This is a genomic window from Rhodospirillaceae bacterium (assembly GCA_040219235.1).
In the GTDB taxonomy this organism is placed as follows: Bacteria; Pseudomonadota; Alphaproteobacteria; order Rhodospirillales; family Rhodospirillaceae; genus WLXB01.
In genome coordinates this window covers 147928-169975 of record JAVJSV010000008.1, presented here as the reverse complement: position 1 = coordinate 169975, position 22048 = coordinate 147928, and the positions used below count along the sequence as shown (strand labels likewise).

The 22048-nt window shown below is 51.7% G+C and carries 16 protein-coding genes; 13 read left to right on the top strand and 3 right to left on the bottom strand.

Features of this window, described 5'->3' with window-relative positions:
* Positions 1-184: 184 nt before the first annotated feature.
* The 4 genes from RIC29_03885 (at position 185) to RIC29_03870 (ending at position 12265) form a co-directional block, all read left to right on the top strand.
* Positions 185-2416, top strand: coding sequence for a peptidase domain-containing ABC transporter (locus tag RIC29_03885; GenBank protein MEQ8734040.1), 2232 nt, complete (start codon positions 185-187; stop codon positions 2414-2416).
* 38 nt (positions 2417-2454) lie between these two features.
* A complete protein-coding gene (locus RIC29_03880) occupies positions 2455-3789 on the top strand; it encodes an HlyD family type I secretion periplasmic adaptor subunit (GenBank protein MEQ8734039.1) in 1335 nt (444 codons plus the stop codon).
* A gap of 100 nt (positions 3790-3889) precedes the next feature.
* Positions 3890-10603 (top strand): carbohydrate-binding domain-containing protein, encoded by a 6714-nt coding sequence (locus RIC29_03875; protein MEQ8734038.1) that lies wholly within the window; start codon positions 3890-3892, stop codon positions 10601-10603.
* A gap of 87 nt (positions 10604-10690) precedes the next feature.
* Positions 10691-12265 carry a SpoIIE family protein phosphatase gene (locus RIC29_03870; GenBank protein ID MEQ8734037.1) on the top strand — a complete coding sequence of 525 codons (1575 nt, stop codon included), beginning with the start codon at positions 10691-10693 and terminating at the stop codon, positions 12263-12265.
* Here RIC29_03870 and RIC29_03865 read toward each other — a convergent pair.
* Entirely contained in the window at positions 12262-12657 is a 396-nt protein-coding gene (locus RIC29_03865) for an STAS domain-containing protein (GenBank protein MEQ8734036.1), read from the bottom strand. The two genes, RIC29_03870 and RIC29_03865, sit on opposite strands and share 4 nt — an antisense overlap.
* 160 nt (positions 12658-12817) lie before the next feature.
* Between RIC29_03865 and RIC29_03860 the strand changes: the two genes are divergently transcribed.
* From RIC29_03860 to RIC29_03840, 5 genes are all read left to right on the top strand, one after another.
* Positions 12818-13726 carry a DUF3034 family protein gene (locus tag RIC29_03860; GenBank protein ID MEQ8734035.1) on the top strand — a complete coding sequence of 303 codons (909 nt, stop codon included), beginning with the start codon at positions 12818-12820 and terminating at the stop codon, positions 13724-13726.
* 1 nt (position 13727) lies between these two features.
* Complete coding sequence (locus RIC29_03855) at positions 13728-14234, top strand: group 1 truncated hemoglobin (GenBank protein ID MEQ8734034.1); 507 nt, start codon at positions 13728-13730, stop codon at positions 14232-14234.
* A gap of 88 nt (positions 14235-14322) precedes the next feature.
* Positions 14323-14895, top strand: a complete 573-nt coding sequence (locus RIC29_03850; GenBank protein MEQ8734033.1) for an FMN-binding protein — start codon at positions 14323-14325, stop codon at positions 14893-14895.
* 8 nt (positions 14896-14903) lie between these two features.
* Entirely contained in the window at positions 14904-15905 is a 1002-nt protein-coding gene (locus RIC29_03845; GenBank protein ID MEQ8734032.1) for a 4Fe-4S binding protein, read from the top strand.
* 9 nt (positions 15906-15914) lie between these two features.
* Positions 15915-17060: an FAD:protein FMN transferase gene (locus tag RIC29_03840; GenBank protein MEQ8734031.1), complete on the top strand. Its 1146-nt coding sequence runs from the start codon at positions 15915-15917 to the stop codon at positions 17058-17060.
* Here the strand turns inward: RIC29_03840 and RIC29_03835 are convergent.
* A complete protein-coding gene (locus tag RIC29_03835; protein MEQ8734030.1) occupies positions 17051-17800 on the bottom strand; it encodes a cytochrome b/b6 domain-containing protein in 750 nt (249 codons plus the stop codon). The two genes, RIC29_03840 and RIC29_03835, sit on opposite strands and share 10 nt — an antisense overlap.
* Before the next feature lie 155 nt (positions 17801-17955).
* On the opposite strand from RIC29_03835, the gene RIC29_03830 reads away from it, so the two are divergent.
* Together RIC29_03830 and RIC29_03825 are read left to right on the top strand one after the other, a co-directional pair.
* A complete protein-coding gene (locus RIC29_03830; GenBank protein MEQ8734029.1) occupies positions 17956-18429 on the top strand; it encodes a hypothetical protein in 474 nt (157 codons plus the stop codon).
* Between the two features lie 34 nt (positions 18430-18463).
* The gene (locus tag RIC29_03825; protein ID MEQ8734028.1) at positions 18464-18751 is read left to right on the top strand and encodes a hypothetical protein; all 288 of its coding nucleotides are present in this window, start codon (positions 18464-18466) and stop codon (positions 18749-18751) included.
* Here RIC29_03825 and RIC29_03820 read toward each other — a convergent pair.
* Complete coding sequence (locus RIC29_03820) at positions 18748-19977, bottom strand: MFS transporter (GenBank protein MEQ8734027.1); 1230 nt, start codon at positions 19975-19977, stop codon at positions 18748-18750. The two genes, RIC29_03825 and RIC29_03820, sit on opposite strands and share 4 nt — an antisense overlap.
* Positions 19978-20124: 147 nt before the next feature.
* Here RIC29_03820 and RIC29_03815 point away from each other — a divergent pair, with 147 nt between their 5' ends.
* Positions 20125-21171 carry an MBL fold metallo-hydrolase gene (locus RIC29_03815; protein MEQ8734026.1) on the top strand — a complete coding sequence of 349 codons (1047 nt, stop codon included), beginning with the start codon at positions 20125-20127 and terminating at the stop codon, positions 21169-21171.
* Between the two features lie 88 nt (positions 21172-21259).
* Positions 21260-22033 (top strand): helix-turn-helix domain-containing protein, encoded by a 774-nt coding sequence (locus RIC29_03810; protein MEQ8734025.1) that lies wholly within the window; start codon positions 21260-21262, stop codon positions 22031-22033.
* The last annotated feature ends 15 nt before the right edge of the window (positions 22034-22048 follow it).

Sequence of the window (22048 nt, the reverse complement as noted above, 5' to 3'; positions counted from 1 at the left end):
TCTTCCGATCTCGCGAAAGACAGACCGGAGGGCGCGAAAGACAGACCGGAGGGCGCGAAAGACAGACCGGAGGGCGCGAAAGACAGACCGGAGGGCGCGAAAGACAGACCGGAGGGCGCGAAAGACAGACCGGAGGGTGACAAAAGATGACCCAAAGCGTTTGCATCCTCCTTAAGGTGTTCTCATGACAGCTGAGCAATCTATGATAAGTGAACAGTCTGTCGTGGCTTCAACCGCGCCAGACCTTGGTGTTGAGGATTGGCACGATTTAACCTCGCCCAGAGCTTTGTTTAAGACGCGGTTTGATGATCTGTTTGTTGGCGAGATCGCCGTGCGTCTTGGTCAATCAGATCTCGGTACATGCTTTGTCGCAGCACTTGTTGCGCAGGGATGGATTGGGTCTGCACGGCATCTTGCAGAAGCGCTTCCGGCGGGCAAGGAGCCCCTGGACATCACCGATGTTCGAAACGCTTTTGCAACGCTCGGATATCGTACAGATATTATTGATTTCGATCTTTCGGAATTAAGCCCGCTTGATGAGAAATCAATCGTCATGGTTGACGATGAACCTGCATTTGTTGTGCTGGAGTGTGCTGCCGATACGATAGTCGGTTTTGATTATGAAACCCGGACTTTGGTTGAATGCCCCAAGCCTTCAGGTATGGCCCGCGTCATTACCGTCGAGCTGCACGACCCTGACGATGACAATGACCGTCTTGAGCCAGATCGTTGGTTCCGGTCAAAGTTGAGTCGATTTGAAAGCCTTTTGGTGCAAGCCTTTGTGCTTTCGTTCTTTGTAAATGGACTCGGTTTAGCGACACCCTTGTACGTTATGTTTGTCTATGATCGGGTGATCACCTCTGAATCATTCAGCACGCTCGCCTATCTCTCCATCGGGATTGGTTTGGCTTTTGCGTTTGATTTCCTGTTTCGCCGCATACGATCAAAGACCCTCGGGTATGCAGGCGCACGCCTCAGCTACATTGTTGGCAATGCGATTTTTGAACGCCTGCTGGGCTTACCCAGTCGTCTCACAGAGCGCGCCGGAATCGGCGCTCAAGTGGCGCGAATCAAAGACTTGGAACGGGTGAGAGACATCTTTAATGGTCCGGTTGGACAAGCGGCCTTGGATATTCCATTTGCGACACTTTTTATTATCGCTATCGCCATTATCGGTGGCTCGTTGGCGATCGTGCCAATCGCGATCGGTGCGTTCTATATTATCGGTGGTATCATTTTTGTGCGTGTCGTGCGCATCAACGTAAACCGGGCGGCGCAGCATGGCGCAAAACGCCAGGAGTTGATGCTCGAGACCGTTAACAAGATGCGCGCGATTAAGGCCAGTGGCGCCGAAGAGGTTTGGCGCGAGAGGTTTGCACAATTGTCTGCAAAGGCCGCGCGCAGTAATTTCCAGAATGCGCAGATGGCAGCGTTGGTTATTACGATCAGTCATTCCATGACAATCGTCGCCGGGCTGGCCACTCTTGGTATTGGTATCGATAAAGTGATCGCCGGTACTTTGACCACAGGAGGGCTCATTGCCACCATGATGATGGTCTGGCGTGTTCTTGCACCGCTGCAAAGCGCCTTTGTTTCTATGACCCGTATTGGTCAAGTGGGCTCCTCAATCCGCCAGATCAACCGGTTGATGGCCGTGCGCCCGGAGCGTGACCCGAGGCAGATTCTAGAGCCGATTGAAGGCATTCAGGGACACGTCCAGTTCAGCAACGTCACGCTGCGGTATGGCGCGGATACAGACCCGGCATTGATCAACATATCTTTCACGGCAGAACCTGGCGAAGTGATTGCGATCATTGGGCCAAACGGCTGTGGTAAGTCGACCGTGCTGAAAGTTCTTTCCGGTCTTTACAAACCCCAAGGCGGCAGCATCAGGATAGACGGTCATGATGTTCGGCAAATGGATCCGGTGGAATTGAGGCATGTCATTGGTTATGTGCCCCAAGTGCCCCAAATGTTTGACGGTACAATCGCCGATAATCTGCGCTTGGCGCTGCCCACCGCAACCGACGCTGAATTGCTTGAAGTCATTGAAAGAACCGGCGCGACTGAGCAGCTCAACCGTTTACCTGAAGGTCTGAACACGCTTATCAGCACACGTGAATTGGAAAAGTTGCCGGCCAGTCTGTTGGTCCGGTTGTCATTGGCGCGGGCTTATCTCAAAGCGCCACCGATCGTGCTTATGGATGAGCCGGTAACTGGTCTCGATTTTGAAGGGGAATATTTGTTCACTTCAGCGGTCGAAGAACTCAAGAAAACCTCGACTGTTCTGGTTGTGACCCACCGCCCAAGCCATATGAAACTGGCCGATAAAGTCTTGATGCTAGAGCGCGGGGCAACAAAGTTCTTCGGCCCTGCTGAAAAAGTCTTAGAAAAGTTTTTCGCCCAACCTAAATAAGTAATCAGCCGCTTACCGTGGCTACGGAGTTTCAAGTAATGAGTGAAGCAAACACAAGTTTTGATTCTAGATTCCGTCGCATTCGCGATATCGCGAACGCTGACATCATTCATGAAACGGGGACCTCGAAGATGGTGTCCCGCGGCATCGCGGCCGTCGGTCTTTTTATTGTTACCTTTTTGGTCTGGGCGGCCATAGCGAAGGTTGATGAAATTACGATTGCGATGGGTGAGGTGGTGCCAGTTGGTAGCGTTAGGCCAATTCAACACTTGGAAGGCGGGATTGTCTCCGAGATTCTTGTTCAAGAAGGCGAGTTGGTTGACGTCGGTACGCCACTGGTCCGCTTCGATGCCCAATCAGCCTCTGCGGAATTGGAGCAAGTCAGAGTGCGCGAAGTTGCACTCTTGCTTCAGCAAGAGCGGCTCAGAGCCTACGCCGAAGACCGCACACCTGATTTTACTTTTGCACCAGAAGAATTTGTCTCTCTGGTTAATGATCAAAATAATATTTTCGAGTCAGAGATGGTGTCGCGACAGAACCAACGTAATATTCTCGTTCAGCAAATTGCCGAACGGCGCTCAGAGCTGGACACAAATCGGGAGCAACAGGCAAGCAATGGCCGGCAGGTTAAGCTCCTTCAAGACGAGTTTGAAGTTCGTAAAAAGCTATTCGAGGATGGCCTTCTGTCCCGTGTTATGTATCTCGGCGTTCAACGCGAGTTAGAAACGGCTAAAGGCAACGGGCAGCGTTTGATTGGTAATGCTGCTACGATTGGAGAGTCTATTATTGAATTGGAGCAACGGCTGGCCGAGTTGGATAGCCGCCTTCGTCAGGAAGCTCTGCGCCAATTGGGTGCAGTTTCGTCGGAACTGTCCGAAGTTGAGCAAATTCTCAGCGGCCTTGAAAATAGAGATAGCAGATTAACCGCCCTTTCGCCTGTCCACGGTCTGGTACAACAAATTGCTGTTCAGGCGGGAGGCGTGGTTGCCCCTGGGGGATTGGTAGCTGAAGTTGTTCCTGTCGATGCCGGTTTTCTGATCGAAGGCCGTGTTTCAACGCGCGATATCGGCTTCGTTAATGGTGGCCAGCCGGTAGATATCAAAGTCCATACCTATGATTTTTCCCGCTATGGATCTGTTCCGGGGCAGGTGATTTCTACGTCCGCAACAACCATGCTCGATGAGAGCAATACACCATTTTATCGGGTCCGTGCCTCTCTGTCCCAGACCTACGTTGGCCACGACCAACTGGCTAATCCTGTGTTCCCGGGAATGACGGTCCAGATGGATATCAAAACCGGGCAAAAGAGCATCCTGCAATATCTGCTGAAGCCGTTTTATACGGCGGTGAACGAGGGGTTCCGCGAGCGTTAACCACCTCGCCCGTTCTTTCTCTGGCTAGCTGTCTGCCTGTCTGGCACGTCAATTGCATCACTATGGGTATATCGACGTTTCATAGTTCCAGAGGTAAGGCATGGCTGACCCAACAAATGAGCCCTTAGATCTCGACGAAGGCCAAGATCTAGATGCTATTGATCGCCCGCTAGGCGACGGAGCCAGCACAAACCCTCAGGATCCCAACACCCTAAGCGTCATTCATAAAGGCGGTGATGAAGGCTATCAGGGCGAGGCGACCGGTGGTGATCCGGTCCCAACAGACGATATTGACGATTTGCAAATTGAGAATATTGAGTCGCAAAATGCACCAGATCAGTTGGATGAGATCGATCCGTTAACAAATCAAGGCGGTCAGCAAGGCGGCGGTAATACTGGGGATACGGGTAACACGGGAGGGGGTGCCACAACGCAATCACGCACCCAGGAGCCTGAAGAGACACCGCCAGCACCAGATGAGCCCGGTGAAAACAGATTGGGCCGCACAACCGTTGGTGACTTTGAAACCTTTGGGGGCGCTGTTGGCGATGGCGTTGCGGAAGATGGCGAACCCACCATTGAAGAACAGTTAGACGCGATTGAAGATGACGCCGAAGAAGAGACTGAAGAAACAGACGAGACTGTTGAAACGGTTGATGACCCTGCGGATGGGGACCCCGATGATGGCGGCGACGCGCCAGAAGTAGCGGCAGCCGTGACAGAACCTGACACCGCTGTAGAGCCTCCAGTGGACCCAACACCCGACCCCACACCAGATCCCACACCAGACCCGACACCGGATCCGACGCCTGATCCTCAACCAGACCCAGAAGAGCCGGTTGTGGAGGAGGATCCTGCCCCCCCGGTCGAAGACGAGGTTGTTGAGCCTGTTGCGCCCGACCCGGAACCAGCGCCTGAACCAGATGCGCCACGGGTGAGTGCGGCTGATGCGTCCGGCGATGAGGACTCACCAATCCCCTTGTCTATTGATCTTGCTCAGAGCAATGACCCTGCGGTGTCTATTTCTGGAGTGACCTTCACTGGTGTTCCAGAGGGCGCGACTTTATCCGCTGGTGTTGAAAATGAAGACGGCAGTTGGACGGTCACGGCGGCGCAATTGAGCGGCTTGACGATCACGCCACCTGAAAACTCCAATGATGATTTTACTATCTTAGCGGCTGTGGCTACGGCCAATAGCACAACGGGTGTCGACACTGTCGTCAATGCTAACGTTTTCGTTTCCGTGACTGGTGTGGCTGACACACCTGTGATCGCGTTGGGTGAGGCACAAGGTGACGAAGACACAGCCATAAATCTGTCCGTCAACATTACATTGCCTGACAACGATGGCTCAGAGACTCTTTTTGTAACCATTAGCAATGTGCCTGAAGGCGCGACTTTGTCCGCTGGTGTAGATAATGAAGATGGCACCTGGACCCTTTCTCCCGCCGACATTGCCGGTCTTACCATCACGCCGCCTGAGCATTTTAGCGGAACGCTAAATCTAGAGGTTGAAGCTGTGTCGCAGGAAGATGACGGTGATATTGCTGAGACATCAGTTGTATTGCCCGTTGTTGTGGCTGCCGTCGCCGACGCGCCCGAGGCGGAGGTTCAGTCAAATTCAGGGGATGAAGATGAATTTATCCCTCTTGAGATTGAAGCTGAACTGGTTGACGCAGATGGGTCTGAGTCTCTTTCCTTTACGATCTCTGACATTCCGGAAGGGGCAACGCTTACCAATGATCTCGGCGAAACGTTTGCGGGCTTTGAAACGCTAGAGCTTGCGCCAGAGCAGATCGTTGGCTTGCAAATTAAGGGGCCTGAGCATTTCAGTGGTGAAATCGCACTCACCGTGACAGTGACCTCAACTGAAGCTTCCGGTGAAACAGCTGAGACCGTTCAATCGGTGGTTATTGAAGTTGCGCCTGTCGTTGATACGCCAGAACTTTCTGTTCAGGCGGCTGAAGGTCAGGAAGACGCGTTTATTGCCCTCGATATCAGTGCTGCATTTGCAGACCAGGATGGGTCAGAGTTTTCCTACATCATAATCTCTGAAATTCCTGACGGTGCTGTTCTAACAAACAAGGCGGGTGACACGTTTAGCGGGGATAACAGTTATGAGTTGACACCCGATCAACTCATTGGCCTCAGTATTAAAGCGCCAGAGCACAGCAGTGATGACTTTGAGCTTGAAATCGAAGCTGTTTCTGAAGAAGACAGTGGCGACACTGATTCTGTCTCAGCGACTTTACTGGTTGAAGTACACGCGGTTGCGGATGCGCCTGATTTAATCGTTGGTGCCGAAGCGACGGCCCAAGTACAGAACGCCACTGAAAGTCAGCAAACAGCATCGGACGGCGATGATCAGCTTTCCGGTGATGGTGGCGATAATGTCATCGGTGGTGATGCAGGCAACGACGTCATCTATGGCGATCAACAGAATTTTGTGTCGGTGGTATCGTTAGACATCAGCGCAGCTCTCATAGACTCTGATGAGTCAGAAACATTGACCGTATCTCTTGAAGGTATTCCGTCAGGGGCTACCTTGTCGCTGGGAACGTTGCTAGATGACGGTCGTTGGGAACTGAGCCAAGACGATTTAGATGCGATTGCAGGGGATGGTCTGTCTCTCACCCTGACTGGCGACGTTGCTGACTTTGAAATTGAAGTCATGGCAATCGCCACAGACCAAGACCCCGAAACAGGTGTGGAAACTCAGTCTACGAAGACGGCCACGGTGAACGTCACTTTGGATCGTGAAGCGGCTGTTGGTGACGATGTTTTAAGCGGCGGTGACGGGGATGACGAACTCCATGGCATGGGCGGTCATGACCGCTTAGAAGGTGGTGAAGGTAGTGACACCCTCCATGGTGACGACGGTGATGATGTCCTCATTGGCGATGAAGGCACTGGTAGCGGCACACCTGACGTTGTTGAACACGATTGGTCACATAGCGATCCGTTCCCAGATCTGACGGAACGTCGCTCTGTTGATCCAGATGAAGTGAATGGTTTAGATCCGCGGTCAAACTTTACGCTTGCGGCTGACCATCAAGTCACTCTGACCTTCTTAAACGAAGGTGCGGGCTATAAGAATTCGTTGGGTTACTACAAAATTGGCCCGGACGGTGAAATCACCGACGTTCAAATGGCCTTTGAGAACGCCTCAAAACAGGGCTCTGGTGGCAGTCTTATCTCTAATGAATCCTCAGTCACGCTCGATCTTGAGGCCGGAGAGACATTCGCACTGTTTATAGTTGCCGATGGTTACAGCAAGAACAATTTCAGCAACTTTGATGATGGTCATTTTGAATTCCGCGATGGTGATGCGGGCGCAACCGTTAACAGCACCAATCCAAATCTTGTCTGGGTCGACACTGATGGAGGCGTGACAGACGTTAAAGGGTCCGTGTTCCATACGGCAGGAACGGATTCAAGCATTCCGCTCAACTATGACGGCAAGCAGCACGTTGTCTCTGGTTATGACTCTGAAACCGGCGGCATGCTCATCGGGTTCGAAGATCTCAATAACGGCGGTGACAAAGACTACAACGACCTCGTCGTCCGCGTTGATATCGACCCCGTGGTTAACGACTTTGAAGGAAACAGCGATACGTTGTTCGGCGGTGCCGGCAACGACCAGCTGTACGGCAACCAGGGTGACGATAGACTTGAAGGGGGTGCGGGTAATGATCTGCTCGACGGTGGTGCAGGGTCTGACATTGTTGACGGTGGAGAAGGTGACGACTCTGGCATCTTTACCCTAGGTGAAGCCTCCGGAACGGATGTTTACAAAGGCGGTACAGGTCAGGATGATTTGACCGTTCGCGTGTCAGCCGAAGACCTTCGTAACCCTGATATTGTGGCCGACCTCCAAGCGCTACGGGATGCTATTGAAAGCGGTAATACAGAACCACAGACATTTGCGAACCTAAACCTCACAGTCGAGAGTTGGGAAGACATTTCTATCGTCGATATGGACGGCAACGCCGTGGATATCGATGTCGACGGGGCCAGCATAGATGTGTCTGCGGTTGAAGGGACTGAAGATTCTAGTATTCCGCTTGATATCGGTATTGGTCTGCGTGACGCAGATGGTTCTGAACAGATCACCGATATCGTAATTTCCGGTGTTCCCTCTGGCGCTACGCTCTCCGCTGGCACGCTGAATAGCGATGGAACATGGACCCTTGATGTTGCGGAAGTTGATGGTCTTTCTATTACCCCGCCAGAGGGCAGCAGCGATGACTTTGAGCTCTCTATTTCTGTCACTGTTGAAGAAACAACAACCGGTGAAACCTTAACCACAGTCGAAAGCCTACCTGTCTCAGTCGCGGGTGTTGCAGACGGTGTACAGGGCGGCGGTGCGGCAACCGATGGTGAAAGTACGATTACCATTCAGGTGAGCGGCAATCACTACCTGGGATCTCCCAACGCTCAGATTGTTATTGATGGCCAAGATATGGGGACCTTTACGGTCACAGCGGACCGTGCGCAGGGCGAAAACCAGCAAATTACATTGACGGGCGATTTTGGATCAGAGGGTCCGGGGTCTGTCGAAGTGAAATTCACCAATGATGCGTATAAGGCAGGCGTGGGTGACCGGAATCTGATCGTTGAATTCGTTGAGGTCAATGGCACCCGCTATGAGGCCGGTGGCCCAGGCGTCGTGTACGATAAGAACAGTGGCGCAGATATCGCTGGGCAGGAAGTCATGCCATGGGCCGGTAAACTGGTCTTCAATACGGAAGACAATGGTGGTCCCGGTGTGCCGTCTGGGGTGGAAGACACATTTATCGCTCTGAACCAGTCCATTGTTCTCGATGACAATGATGGATCTGAAACCATTGCCGGCATTGAAATATCAGGTCTTCCCGATGGGGCCGTGCTGTCTCACGGCGAGAATATTGGCGGCGGAACCTGGCGTGTTGATCCGGATGACTTTGCCAACGTGCAGGTGCGGGCCCCGGAAAACAGTGATGGCGACTTGTCATTGACAGTTCACGTGACAACAGAAGAGCAAGACAGTGGTGATCAGAATACATCATCATTTGCTGTTAATGTTGCGGTCGCCGCTGTCGCTGACGCACCCAATCTTATTGTTTCAGCCTCAGAAGGCACAGCTGGAGAGAGCATTGCGCTTAATATTGGGGCGTCACTCATAGATACAGATGGGTCTGAGTCTCTATCTGTTAAGGTGTCTGGCCTTCCAGAGGGCGCGCAACTGTCTGCTGGAACTGCAAATAGCAATGGCAGTTGGACGCTCACTTCGCAAGATCTGCAAGGGCTGTCAGTCACGGTGCCCGATGGCTTTGAAGGGTCTCTGAATCTGACGGTTTCAGCGCGGTCAACTGAGACAACAGGAGATCAAGCGACAACATCTGCTGACATCGCTGTCACAGTCCTCCCCGCCGTAGTGGATGATACAGAAGGTCAGGAAGGTGGCGACATTGGCGGCGGTGAAGACAGCACAATCACAATCCAAATCAGTGGTGACCATTACTTGGGAGCTCCGAAAGCTCAGATCACCATTGATGGCCAAGATATGGGCACGTTCACGATCACCGCAGACCGTGAACAAGGCGAAACAGAACTGATTAACCTGACCGGTGATTTTGGGGCCGATGGTCCGCAGTCGGTCGAAGTTCGATTTACAAATGATGCCTATAAAGAAGGCGTTGACGACCGGAATCTCATTGTAGATTTCATTGAAGTAAATGGCACTCGTTACGAGGCGGAAGGCCCTAGTGTTGTTTACGATAAGAACAGCGGTGCAGACATTCCAGGGCAGGAGGTTATGCCGTGGGCCGGAGCATTGATTTTTGATACTGCCGATAATGGCGGCCCAAGCGCGTTATCTGATTTGGATGAAGCCGCCGCCAGCCTTGTTGAGGACGAAGACGAGGATGAAGAAGATTTAGAAGATAAAGATGGTCTTGAGGACGGCGAAGAAGATACCGACGAAGAGTCTGACGGCGATGAAGACGACTCTGATGAGGAAGAGGACGAAGATACCGATGAGGAGTCTGATGACGATGATGAATCAGAAGATGATCTGGGTGGGAGAGATGGCGATGAGTCAATCATTGCCCGTGGTGCCCGCGTTGGTCTGACGTCTGATGATGGCGAGGAAGGTGACTCTCAGTCTGAAGACGAAGACTCAAGTGAAGAGGGAGTCTCAGCGTCGGATGAAGAAAATGATGAAAACGAACTCGACTCAGGGGAGCTCACGTCAGACGAACCAGACTCAGAAGACTCTGGTGGAAATGAGGAAGACGATGTTGATGAAGATGACGATCTTGGGCTTGCTGAGGATGAAGACTCTAATGAGTCGGAAACGGGGTCAGGCGATGGTCAAGAAGAAAATGAGGATGGAGAGAACGCTGAATCAGAGTCTGGCAGCAGCGTCTCTGATGTAGACGAAGACGAGTCATCTAATTCCTTTGGCGAAGATGATGAGGGAGAGGATGATGAATCTACTGGTGATGCATCAGCGAACGAGAACGGCGAGTCCGAGGACGAACAACAAGACGATGATCAGGATGATGATCAAGATCGCACCGTCTTTGATCTCATCGCTTCGGAAGAGGATGCTGGTGACTCAAATAGTGATGAGAACCCTGACTCTCTGGATGAAGATGAGACAACGGACTTTGAAGCTGAAGAGTCTAGCGACTGGATGGATGCGATTGAGGATCAAGGTGAGAGTGAAGATGATGGTGCTGATTTGTTCGAAGATGGTGGGGCCGACGCGCCTCTCATAGACGACACACCCGATAGTCCGTATGACGATAATTCAGGATCAGTCATCTAGGTTTCGATGCTTGTCAGATTGAGATGGAATTGGTGTAAGCTCATATTGAATTCAGGCCAAGGCAACTCTCACCAGACTGACAAATGAATGTCGTTAAGCGCAAATCATCCCAGCCTCTATTTTTTGGCCCTTGAGTCGCCGAATTTCGAGCATAACCGGGACATCCGTGAGGCTCTTGGGAGCGTGCTGAGAGAGTCTGCGCTTCCGGCAAGAAAGACAGAACACTTTTTGCTATGTGTATCAGAAATATATACCAATCTTGTGAAGCACGCGGGGGAGTCCTGTCGCTCCGTCTCTATTGAACTCTTTGAGGAAGGTGGGGGACTGAGTTGTCATATTACCGATGACGCAGAGCCGTTCACCGGATTTGCAGCGGAACGCGCGCTTTCTCTTGAACGGGCGGTGGAAGACGGTGGTCAGGTGGCCGGCATGGGACTTGGACTGATTGCCCGCTTGTTTCCAGATCATGATTATACATCTCGCAAAACCGATGAAGATCACTTGAACCGCTTTGTCATGCGGTATCCGCCGCGCCCATCTTTGTTCGCGCGTCCTAAAGTCATGATCGTGGAAGATGAGATCAGTCACCGCGTTTTAATTCGAACGGTTTTAGAAGATCATTATCAGGTCAGCAGTTTCACCAATGCAGAAGCGGCGTTGGCCTCGGTGTCAGAGTTAAATCCCGATCTCATCCTCTCTGACCTGTCTTTGCCCGGTGCGGATGGCCTCTCGTTTCGTCGAGAGCTGATGAAAGACGAGGAGTTGGATGCAATCTCTTTTGTCTTTCTAACTGGCGTCGAGGACCATCATATTGAAAGCGAAGCGGGTGAACTGGGCATAGATGACTTTCTCAACAAGCCCATTAACCTGCTACGGCTTAAAACAGTGGTGGACCGGATCACAATACGCCGCAGAAAATTGCTTGATCGCATGGTGTCGCGATTCTCTCGTAAGATTACTGAGACGGCCGCTCCCTACGTGCCGCCAAAACTGGCATCCTTTAACACGGCACTCTACGCCTTTACGCCGGAAGTCGGAGGCGGAGATATTGTTGTCTCTGAGGGATTGGGAGCTTATCAGGCCGTTATGGTCGCTGATGTTATGGGGCATGGTGTGCAGGCAAAGCTTTACGCTTTAACGCTTATCAGTCATTTTCGAACGGCGTGCAAACTGTTCAATGGTGAAGAGTTGCAAGCTGCAAAGGCGCTCATCTCTGAGGTTTCACAGAGTTTTTCGTCTGACTCAACTTTGGCGGATATCGTTGCGACAGGTGTGATTGCTGTTGTGGGAGATCACGGAGATATTCAATTGGCCTCAGCCGGACACCCCATGCCGGCGCTTATTGCCGAAAGCCGGAACCGGCTCATTGCTGTAGGGGGGCCGCTTCTCGGGCTTCCGGTGACCGATGAGTTCGAGCAGGTTGACCTTACCTTGTCTCAGGGAGAATCTCTGTTGCTTTATACAGATGGCTTGTACGAAGTTGGGCAGTCAACCGACCAACGGGAGGCAGCGGCACAGTCGCTTATATTTGCGCTTGGAGGGCTTTTCGGGAAAAGCTGTGATGCCGTTAAGAGAAAGTTATCCGCTGTTCACCGCCAGATGTTTTCTGATGGGGCTGGAGATGATGCGACGTTAGTTGTTTTACAGCGCGAGGATGCTTAATGCTGTCCGCTTCCGGCTTCCGCTTCTATAGCCTCTAGCATGCTCCGGCGCGCTTCTGTCCCAAGTGACTTAATAAACGTGGGCATGTCAGCGTAAACGCTCATAAAACTATCGACACGCGTGAGTTTAATAATTTCAAGCGGCTGACCAGATAGCCCCCAAACAATCAATTTCTGATCAGGGCCTGTGAGCTTTTTAGTCAAAGAGACCAAAAAGCCGACGCCGCTGGAGTCGGCGAACTTTACGTTAGACATATCAATCGCCAGCGAAGATTCTGAACTCTCAAGGGATTCAAGTACGCTTTTGCGTAATTCTGCCACCTGCGCGGCATCGAAGTCTCCATTCAATACCAAGATGTCAATCGGTCCGGCATGTTTTAGTATGTATGACATCTGTTTAGCCTGTTTCCATGCGTCGGGTAAGGTGAGCCTCAGTCGGTTCTGATAATTGAGCGCAAACAGGTTTGCATAAGTTCGCGAATCTCACCACTTGGTAGTACAGTATGCCTTTGATGGTTATTAGATATAAGATATTCAAATGTTTTAAATGCCTATGAATTCTACTTACCATAAATGGCTTGCTCTCATAGGCATTTGTTCGGTGCTATTGCTCCCATCACAAGGCTATGGGCAGTTCTCCAATAGTGGGCAACTGCTTTTTGAGGTTGGTGGTAAGCTGCCCTTGACCCGCGGTATTACAACTTTAGCAGGGGCGGGCGGTGGTGCCTTGACGCCGTGGGCAACGATATCCGGGAATGAGCTTGATCGTGGAATTGGCGCAACTGGTCACGTCAGTCATGTACACGTCTCTGATTTCTCGCTGACCTCAATCGGTGCGGCCGTTGGCTTCTACGACAAAGTGGAATTATCTTATAGCCACAACATCTTTGACACCAGAGATGCCGGTGCTCTGCTGGGGCTCGGGCAAGATTTTAACATTAAACAAGATGTTGCAGGACTTAAGGTGCGGCTTGTTGGAGATGCAGTCTATGATCAGGACTTATGGCTCCCGCAAATTGCTGCTGGCGTTCAATATAAAAGAAACAATCGTGGGGACTTGGTAAAAGGGCTTGGCGCAATCAGTCGTGATGGTGCTGATTTTTATATTTCAGCGACCAAGCTCTTCCTTGCCCAAAGTTTGCTTGTGAATGGAACGCTGCGGCTGACCAAAGCGAATCAAACGGGTCTGCTTGGATTTGGATCTACTGACTCCTCTGGCTATGCAGTACAGCCTGAGTTTTCCGTTGCTCTTCTGTTGTCGCGCCGCCTTGCGGTCGGCGGGGAGTACCGCTTTAAACCAAATAATTTAGGTTTCGCAAAAGAAGATGATTGGCTGGATCTGTTTGCGGCTTACGCGATCACAGACAATGTGTCCTTAACTTTGGCCCATACCCGTTTGGGAAGCGTTGCAACGTTTGAGAACCAAAATGGTGTGTACTTTTCTCTGCAAGCGGGGTTCTAACGTGTACCGTCATCCAGTTCGCGTTGCTTTGATTATAAGTCTTTCCCTTGCGCCAATGAACGCTGCTGTCGGCCAATCGCCGCTTCCTGATGAGAACCCCGTTGACCCATACGCAATTTCTAATGCCAATGCTGGCGCTACCCCTTACACGCATAAGCGATATTTTGAGCAATTTGGGGGCCAGGCAGGGATAGACCAGATCGTTGCGGATTTTACGCACCGGGTCCTGGAGGACCCTATCATTGGCGACATTTTCTTTGCGATCGACCAGGTTAGGTTCAAAAGAACCCTCAGCGAGCAATTCTGCTATATTTTGGGCGGTCCTTGCGACTACACCGGGCGGCCTATGCAGTCTTTGCATGAGGCCCATGGCATTACCCAGCGTGAGTTTAACGTCTTGGTCGAAAACCTACAGCTATCCATGGCCGAGTTTCAGGTGCCATTTCGCATCCAGAACAAGCTGCTTGCCAAGCTCGCGCCAATGTCTTCCGAGATTATATCCCGCTGAAATCCGGTCAATATATAAGACTTCTTTTGATTATTGCGCCACATTCCGTAATCTACCCCTCAATAGAGTTACAGAAGTGGAGTGGTGTATGACGCCGCAGAAAAGGCGATTGGTTGCCGCGAGTGTGATTTTTGTCGTGCTCGCTGGAATTGTTCTCTCGCAAACCGTCTTGGCACCGGTCCCCACACTTGCCATTGAGCAGGCTGATGAGGCTCAACAGGCATTGCTCAAGCAGGTCTTCCCCTCGGCTGAAGTGTTCTCCATCAAAGAGGGGCTGCTGCCACATCATAAGGCTTATGCGACAGACCCAGAGTCTGGTGAAGTACAACTGGTTGGTTTTGCGTTCATGACCCATGAAGTCGAGCCCGATGAATGGGCCTATGAGAGTGAGTTGGAGATTTTGGTTGGGATGACGGTTGAAGGTGTCATCACTGGCATCAAGCTCATCGACCACTATGAGCCTTTTGGCTATTTCTCAATCGAGCCAGAAGAATTCGCTGCTCAATTCCCGGGTAAGAGCATTCTTGATCCCTTTGTCGAAGGGGACGACATCGATTCTGTCAGTCGCGCGACCATCTCTATTGAAAGTGCGGCGCGGGTGATACGCAAGAGTGCGCGGCAAATTGCCCGGCAACATCTGTCGTCGCTAAATAAACAGTGATCAGAAACGTGACTCATATCCTGAAGGTTCTGGCCGTTGGCATTACTTTGTCGATGCCGGTACAAGCTGTTGCTGATACGTCCGCCGACAGCTTTGTTATGGCGGCGTCTCTACAGCAAGAGTCAGTTCCCAAAGAGCTTTCTCTGTCAGACCTCAACGCTCTGATCGCTGAAGATGACAAAACGCAGCCGACCTTTGACCGGAAAGTCATTATTGATCTGACAGCGCTCACCGCTTTCCTGACTCTGGCCATGGTCAGTTTTTTTAAGAAAAGTCGTCCCTTGAAGTATGTCACCATGGTGGTTGCTGTCGCCTATATGGGGTTTGTGAAAAGCAATCTGGTGTCCATCGTGCATCTGTTTGGGCTGATGAATCTGTCATTCCCCATATTTGAGTACAATCTCACGTGGTACTTGCTTATGGTCTTTACGATTGTGTCGACAATCTTCTGGGGGCGCCTGTATTGCGGGCGGATTTGCGCGTTTGGGGCAATGACCCAATTGATGGATCGTATCTTGCCCGCAAAGCTGAGGTTTGAATTGCCAGCGCATATAGACCGTCGTGCCATCTACGTGAAATACGTTCTGCTGTTTTCTGTGCTCGGCTATTTCTTCGTCACCCAGGACAACACGATATACAAATATGTCGAGCCGTTTTGGATGTTTACGCTCAGCGGCACAGTGGTCATGTGGACCTTACTCGGGATTTTGCTACTCACCACAGTCTTCATCCGTAATTTTTATTGCCGTTATTTGTGCATGGTCGGTGCGGGTCTTGGACTCATGTCCAATCTCACAGTGTTCGGCATTAAAAGATGGAAACAGTGCAACACCTGCAAACTGTGTGAAAAGGTATGCGAGTGGGGCGCGATTGACGGGCCAAAAATATCAGTCACCGAATGTGTGCGCTGTGATGATTGTGAAATTATGTATGATGATAAAGCCAAATGCGTACATTGGTTAATGGTCGCCAAGGCTGAGAAAAAAGCAATACAAGAGCCTATCGGTTAATTGACCGCTGTGCCTCATTTCCAAAACAGTCGTGCTTTCATCTTTTGTGTGGTTGCCGCTTTTGGTGTCGCATCCTGTGATAACCAAGGTGACTCTAAAGACACCTTACAACCTGTGACCCGCGCTTGGATGGTGATGGGGACCACGCTGGAAATCACCGTTTACCGATCGGAAGTGCAAGCCCTCCAAGCGCTGGCTGATCTTGAAGCCGCACATGCGTTGATCGCTGCGTTTGACACGTCGATGAGTCTTTACAAACCAGACAGTGATATTGTGTCTCTCAATGCCCGTGCCGGGAGTGGTCCCGTCAGTATCAGTGACACGTTCTACGATATTCTCGCTGCGTCAAATTATTATGCGAATTTAAGCGCTGGCGCGTTTGATATCACTGTTCAGCCATTGGTCGAGCTTTGGGGGTTCTACCGCAACACACGCCAGACACTGCCACTCCAAGAAGACGTTGATACAGTTCTGAAGCGTGTGTCCTATAAGAACGTTGTGTTGAATAAAGAGAGCAAGAGTGTGTCTCTTGGGAAGGGCATAGCAATTGACCTTGGTGGCATCGCCAAAGGTTTTGCCATTGACGATACAGTGGAGCTGCTTAAGTCCCGCGGGGTCACGGCTGCCCTGATCAACCTTGGTGGCACTGTCGCGGTGTTTGGACCCGCACCGAGCGGCGATGCATGGTCTGTTGGCATTCAGCACCCCCGTGAAGACCGGCTGATCGGCCGTATTCGGCTGACTGACGGGGCTGTTTCGACCTCTGGGGATTATGACCGCTTTTTTGAGGTGGATGGCGTGCGCTATAACCATCTCATTGACCCGCGCTCAGGCTGGCCCGTTCCGGGTCTGATCGCTGTGACGGTGGTTGCTCCTACAGCTATGGCCGCGGACGCTCTGTCGACGGCGGTGTTTGTTTTGGGCGCGGAAAAGGGTCTCAAGTTGCTGAGCGGGTGTTCAGGCACCTATGGCGTTTTTATCCGACCGGCAGATAATAAGGACAGTGCGGATAACCGGTTAAACGTGATCTATACGCAAGGCGGAAATGCGGATGACGTCACGTTACTCTTAGATAATGTGGACACGTCTCTATCGGTTTTCTCAAGGTCAGATGCCGTCACTTTAGACAGGCTGAAGTGTAATCCTCATTCCTGAGACTCTGAAATATCTTCCGGCGGAGTCGCGAAGACCTTCTTACCTGTAAACATCGCTGAAATAATACCACCACCGCGTTTGATATCGGTCAACACAACAGCAAAGATGTGAAGTGCGATGAGGCCCAGTAAAACGAAATAGGTGAACTCATGGGTTTGATAAAACGGGCTGCGCAAGGCACGCATTTCTGCATAGGCATCAGGGTTCACGGTATCGGGAGCATATGGCAGGACCTGAGAAGCTGATAATCCATCAGCAGCCACCCACTCTGCAAAAAAACCACCAAGAGGCGGCATGTATACATCTGTGCCAGCTAAAACTATTCCGGATACGCCTTGGATCACCAGGCAGAGCAGCAAGATCGTCACGGCAATGCGGCCCAATGGGGAGTGCCCTGCATATGTCGTATGACTATGGCTAGCGCTTTGTCCGCGCAGCGCCGCCAATTCTTTTGACAATTTCTCTGTATATCCCGATCCAAACGGCAGGATGGCGCGCCAGCGGGCAAACGGCCCACCGATAAAAGCCCATATCAACCGCCACAGTAAATTCAGGATAAAGACGTACCCGACCCACACATGGACGGTTTTTAAAATGATCTTTCCACTGTTTGGGATGCCAAGGCTGCTGGCATTCAAAATCGTCGTCCCGAGTGCAATAAGACCGACCATGCAGAGGACGTTAACCCAATGGAATACACGGGTCGTCGCATCCCAAACTTTATATTCTTGTAATACCATTCCGGTTCTCCAACGCATTTAAATTTACAGTTCGTTGCAGCTCAGTTCCAGCATAATCCGATATGAGCATGCTTTATTGCGCTTAATCAATGCGCTGAGTTTAGGTATCCTAGAGTGTGTCAGTGAGTAAAAATCCTAAACAGGGAGGTCTTGATATGTACGATTTTATGTCCAAGCATGTTCGCGATCTGCTCATCGCTCTATGGAGCGGTGTACTGACCCTTCTTCTTGTGGCCCCGCTGAATGCTGCGCCAGAGCCTAACTATCGTGCACGGCTGGTTGCGGCGTTTCACCTGCAAATGACAGTGACTGAGTTGTCCGTTCCGGAGTTTACGCCTGGCGAATGTACACTGCAGGGCACCGTCGTTCGGGTGTTTCGGGCCCGCGTAGGGGACCTCGAAGAAGGCGATGAAATCTCAGTGCCCTTTCCCTGTGATGTGAACCAGGGTGATAGCTTGTATCAAGATTTACCCGATCCCGATGAAATTGCGGCGGCGTCTTTTATCGAAGTGTTTTTGGACCCGGGAGAGTTCTCAGAGTACGTAATGAGTGAAGGCCAATACATGGTGATCAAGGGGCCAACGCAAGATCCTTTGTGTCAGACAGAAAAAGCAGGTGTATCCTGCTAATCAGAGTATTTTGTTAAATCGAAAGGCGAAATAAATGGCTTCACAGTCTAAAGACCCATCGGGCAATCAAAGAGCTCCAAAAGTAGACCATAGCTTGGATTCAGCATCTAAGCAGGTTCATCCTGACCCCGCAGTCGACGATGTTGGGGCATCAGGTTCGACTGCGCGCGGTTCAGGCCATACGCCCAGACATGGCATCGCCGAGGTTGTTGAGGAAAGCAAAAACCTCAAGAAGGACCCAAGTATCGAAAAAGCTGGGTCACAACCTCACAAAGATACGGCGGGTGATGATGTTGGGTCTGGCGGCGCAACCCATCGCTAATGAGGTGAAGACGCAGAGAGTGGTTCAATGCGTCGTCCGGCCAGTAAAAGTGCAAAAATCGCTGATGCCCCGCCTGCAATTCGCAGAGCCATATCTGCCGTCAAGGCGTTCGCAAGGCTTCCCCAGATTGGACTAGACAAGGCCGTTGCGCCCATAAAAACGGTGGTCATAAGGGCAAGGCCCCGGCCCCGAATTTTGTCAGGCAGTTGCAGTTGTGCGCTCACTTGCAAGGTCGTCATCACAAAGAAGGACGCACTTCCAACCAAGGCCATCAGCATGGCTTGGACAATAAAGGTATCAGCAAACGACAACATAAAAATACAGGCCGCATGCAGCATAATGGCGACGGTCACAGCAGATGAGCGGGTGCCGAGACGCGATGAATAGCCATATAACGAGGCTCCGGCAATCGCGCCTGCCCCAAACACACCATACAGAATTCCGAAGTCGGCCGCGCTGTCAGCAATTAAGGGCACCACTGCCAGGATGGTCGCCCAGGCGCAGAAGTAAAGCCCACCGCGCAATAAGATCGTCGCGTAGCTTGGCGTGATCACAACCCAGTCTTTTAATTCCACCAGACCTTTAACAAAAGAAGACGTATTGTTGTGTTGTTGTGTTGTGGTGATCGGCAACCGCCACAAGATCAGGACATAGAGCAAGTAAATCATTGAGTTGCCAAGAAATAACGCCATCGCGCCAACCAGGGGCAATAACGCACCGGCCAGCCCAGGCCCAATAATCCGCCCGCCATTAATCGCCATGCTAAACAGACTCACCGCGAAGGGCAGGCGGTCTTTGTCAATCAGGGCGGGCAACAGGGCAGATTGGCACGGCAGCTTCAGCGCGTTGCCAACGGCCAACAAGGCTGTGCAGGCCAACAGCGCAAGCGGGCTTTCAATGTTCATCAGCGCAAGCACGGCAATAGAGAGCGGTGCCAGCATCATGGCAACTTGCGAGATCATCAGCAGACGGCGACGATCAAATTTATCAGCGATGCTTCCTGCGGGCAGAGACAGCACCATGACGGGCAGAAACAAAGCCGTTTGTACCAGCGATACCATCACCGGATCGCTGTCGGTCCAAGATTTCATCAGCCAGGTGACGGCAATGTTTTGCATCCAAAAGGCAGCGGTCGACAGTGACATGCCGCCCCAGAAGATCCGGAATGCGGGCTCAGTGAGGGGGGACCATACAGAGGTCGGCGGTGAACTTTTCTGTGTCGTCATGCTTTTGTCTTTCGCATCAAACGCGCTATGACCTATCGCGTCAAACGCGCTATGACCAACGTTGAACACGCCAATCTTTTCTGAGGTCAAAGCACCTAGACTGAACTGGCCGTGTTGATCAATGACTAAATGAAGGACGCTTTTATAGTGGTTACGTCATCAAAATCAGAAACAGACGGTCTCGAATTCCCATGGGCTGAAGCCCCGGAGCCCGGTCAGGCGGTTGAGGTGGCCACGGGTGTCCATTGGATCAGAATGCCGCTGCCCTTTGCGCTCGATCACATCAATCTCTGGATGCTTGAAGACACTGGCGGCGTTGCTTTGGTGGACTCTGGCTTTGCTTCCGAAGTGACTCAAACCCATTGGAATTCGCTTCTCAACACCCAGTTTTCAGGGCAGCAGCCGACGAAACTGATCTGCACCCATCACCATCCGGATCATATGGGTCTGGCCGGATGGCTCACGTCCACCTTTGATATTCCACTCTGGACGACGAAAGACGAGTGGGCCGCCTTTCATCGCTGGTCGGATATGAGCACCGCTGACGTTGTTGAGGTTATGCGCGGGTTTTACGTCAAGGGCGGTGTGCCACCTGAGCGCCAGGACAGCGATCTCAAGCGCCGCCAGGGTCTGTCCCAACGCAAGCGGACTGCGCTCGCCGGCTTCGAAACAGTGCGAGATGGCGATGATCTCCAGGTCAACAATCAGGCTTGGCGTGTGGTCGTTGGCACCGGGCATGCCCCTGAACTGGCCGCGCTCTACCGGGCAGAAGATGGTGTGTTGATCTCGGGCGATCAGGTGCTGCCGAGAATTTCTCCCAATGTCAGCGTTATGCCCTTTGCTTTAGACGCAGATCCGCTGAAAGACTTTCTCGACAGCCTGGCAAAGTTTCGCCAGTTGCCGTCCGGCACGCTTGTTCTACCCTCCCATAAGCTCCCTTTTTATGGACTGCATGAGCGCATAGATGCTTTGAGCGCCCACCATATGGATCGGCTAGATGACGCGCTGAAAGCGTGTCAGCAGCCGGTTACGGCTGCGTATGCCACAACCGTTCTCTTTCCGCGGGCGCTCAACGATCATCAGTATTTCTTTGCCTTGGGGGAGACACTCGCGCATCTCAATTGCCTCTGGCATGACAAACAGGTGCTGAGAACCAGTTCCGACTCCGGTGCCTACATCTTCGAAGCCGTATAGGTTTTTGCGCATTGCTGATGTCTCTGTGAGCGCATAGTATAGCTCGAAATATGAGCTAAGCGTATACAAAGCAGTTGGATGCATAACGATGACGCAACCCGTTCAGTCGTTTAACCGCGGTCTCCTGATTTTAGAGTATCTCAACCGTCACAACGGCACGAATGCCAATACGGTGGCACGCGAGACCGGTTTGACCCGCGGCACGACCTTTCGGCTGCTTGAAACCTTGCGCCAGTCTAAGTTTGTCCGGCGTGATTCAAACTCCGGGCAATACTGGCTAGAGCGCCAAGTGCGTGCGCTATCAGATGGATATTCCGACGAGCAGTGGATTGACGAAATCGCCCGCCCCAAGTTGCAGAGCGTCGGCGAAACCTTGGTTTGGCCGCTGACCCTGTCTACGCCGTCTGGCATTTACATGCTCATTCGCTTCAACACGGATTTTGAGAGTCCCTTATCGCAAAATCGCTTTCTGACGGGGCATCGTGTTCCCATCCTCGACAGTGCGTCAGGTCTTGTATTTCTCAGCTACTGCGGTGATGAGCAGCGCCAAACGTTGATTGAAATGGCAGCTAATGCGGGCCAATTCAAATCCAATTCTCTCTTTGCCAATGACAAAGCTCTAAAGATGCGTTTGGACGAGGTCCGTGCGGCTGGCTTTGCCAAGCGGCATGAAACATCACGCTCGGTTCTGTCTGTGCCTGTTTTCTCCAGCAATCGTATTTTAGCGTGCCTGGCCATGCGGTACTTCTCCTCTGCTCTGACAGATAAAGAGCTGCAATCAAAGTTTTTACCTGCCCTAAAGGAAGCCGCGGCGGATATCGGCAAAGCCTTTGAATCAGCAAAAATAGACTCAGATATTTAGCTCGAATAGTGAGCC

What these genes read in the sequence shown, in the direction of transcription:
- RIC29_03885 (MEQ8734040.1), top strand. Translation starts at nt 185, where the DNA reads ATGACAGCTGAGCAATCTATGATAAGTGAACAGTCTGTCGTGGCTTCA.
- RIC29_03880 (MEQ8734039.1), top strand. Translation starts at nt 2,455, where the DNA reads ATGAGTGAAGCAAACACAAGTTTTGATTCTAGATTCCGTCGCATTCGC.
- RIC29_03875 (MEQ8734038.1), top strand. Translation starts at nt 3,890, where the DNA reads ATGGCTGACCCAACAAATGAGCCCTTAGATCTCGACGAAGGCCAAGAT.
- RIC29_03870 (MEQ8734037.1), top strand. Translation starts at nt 10,691, where the DNA reads ATGTCGTTAAGCGCAAATCATCCCAGCCTCTATTTTTTGGCCCTTGAG.
- RIC29_03865 (MEQ8734036.1), bottom strand. Translation starts at nt 12,657, where the DNA reads ATGTCATACATACTAAAACATGCCGGACCGATTGACATCTTGGTATTG.
- RIC29_03860 (MEQ8734035.1), top strand. Translation starts at nt 12,818, where the DNA reads ATGAATTCTACTTACCATAAATGGCTTGCTCTCATAGGCATTTGTTCG.
- RIC29_03850 (MEQ8734033.1), top strand. Translation starts at nt 14,323, where the DNA reads ATGACGCCGCAGAAAAGGCGATTGGTTGCCGCGAGTGTGATTTTTGTC.
- RIC29_03835 (MEQ8734030.1), bottom strand. Translation starts at nt 17,800, where the DNA reads ATGGTATTACAAGAATATAAAGTTTGGGATGCGACGACCCGTGTATTC.
- RIC29_03830 (MEQ8734029.1), top strand. Translation starts at nt 17,956, where the DNA reads ATGTACGATTTTATGTCCAAGCATGTTCGCGATCTGCTCATCGCTCTA.
- RIC29_03825 (MEQ8734028.1), top strand. Translation starts at nt 18,464, where the DNA reads ATGGCTTCACAGTCTAAAGACCCATCGGGCAATCAAAGAGCTCCAAAA.
- RIC29_03820 (MEQ8734027.1), bottom strand. Translation starts at nt 19,977, where the DNA reads ATGACGACACAGAAAAGTTCACCGCCGACCTCTGTATGGTCCCCCCTC.
- RIC29_03810 (MEQ8734025.1), top strand. Translation starts at nt 21,260, where the DNA reads ATGACGCAACCCGTTCAGTCGTTTAACCGCGGTCTCCTGATTTTAGAG.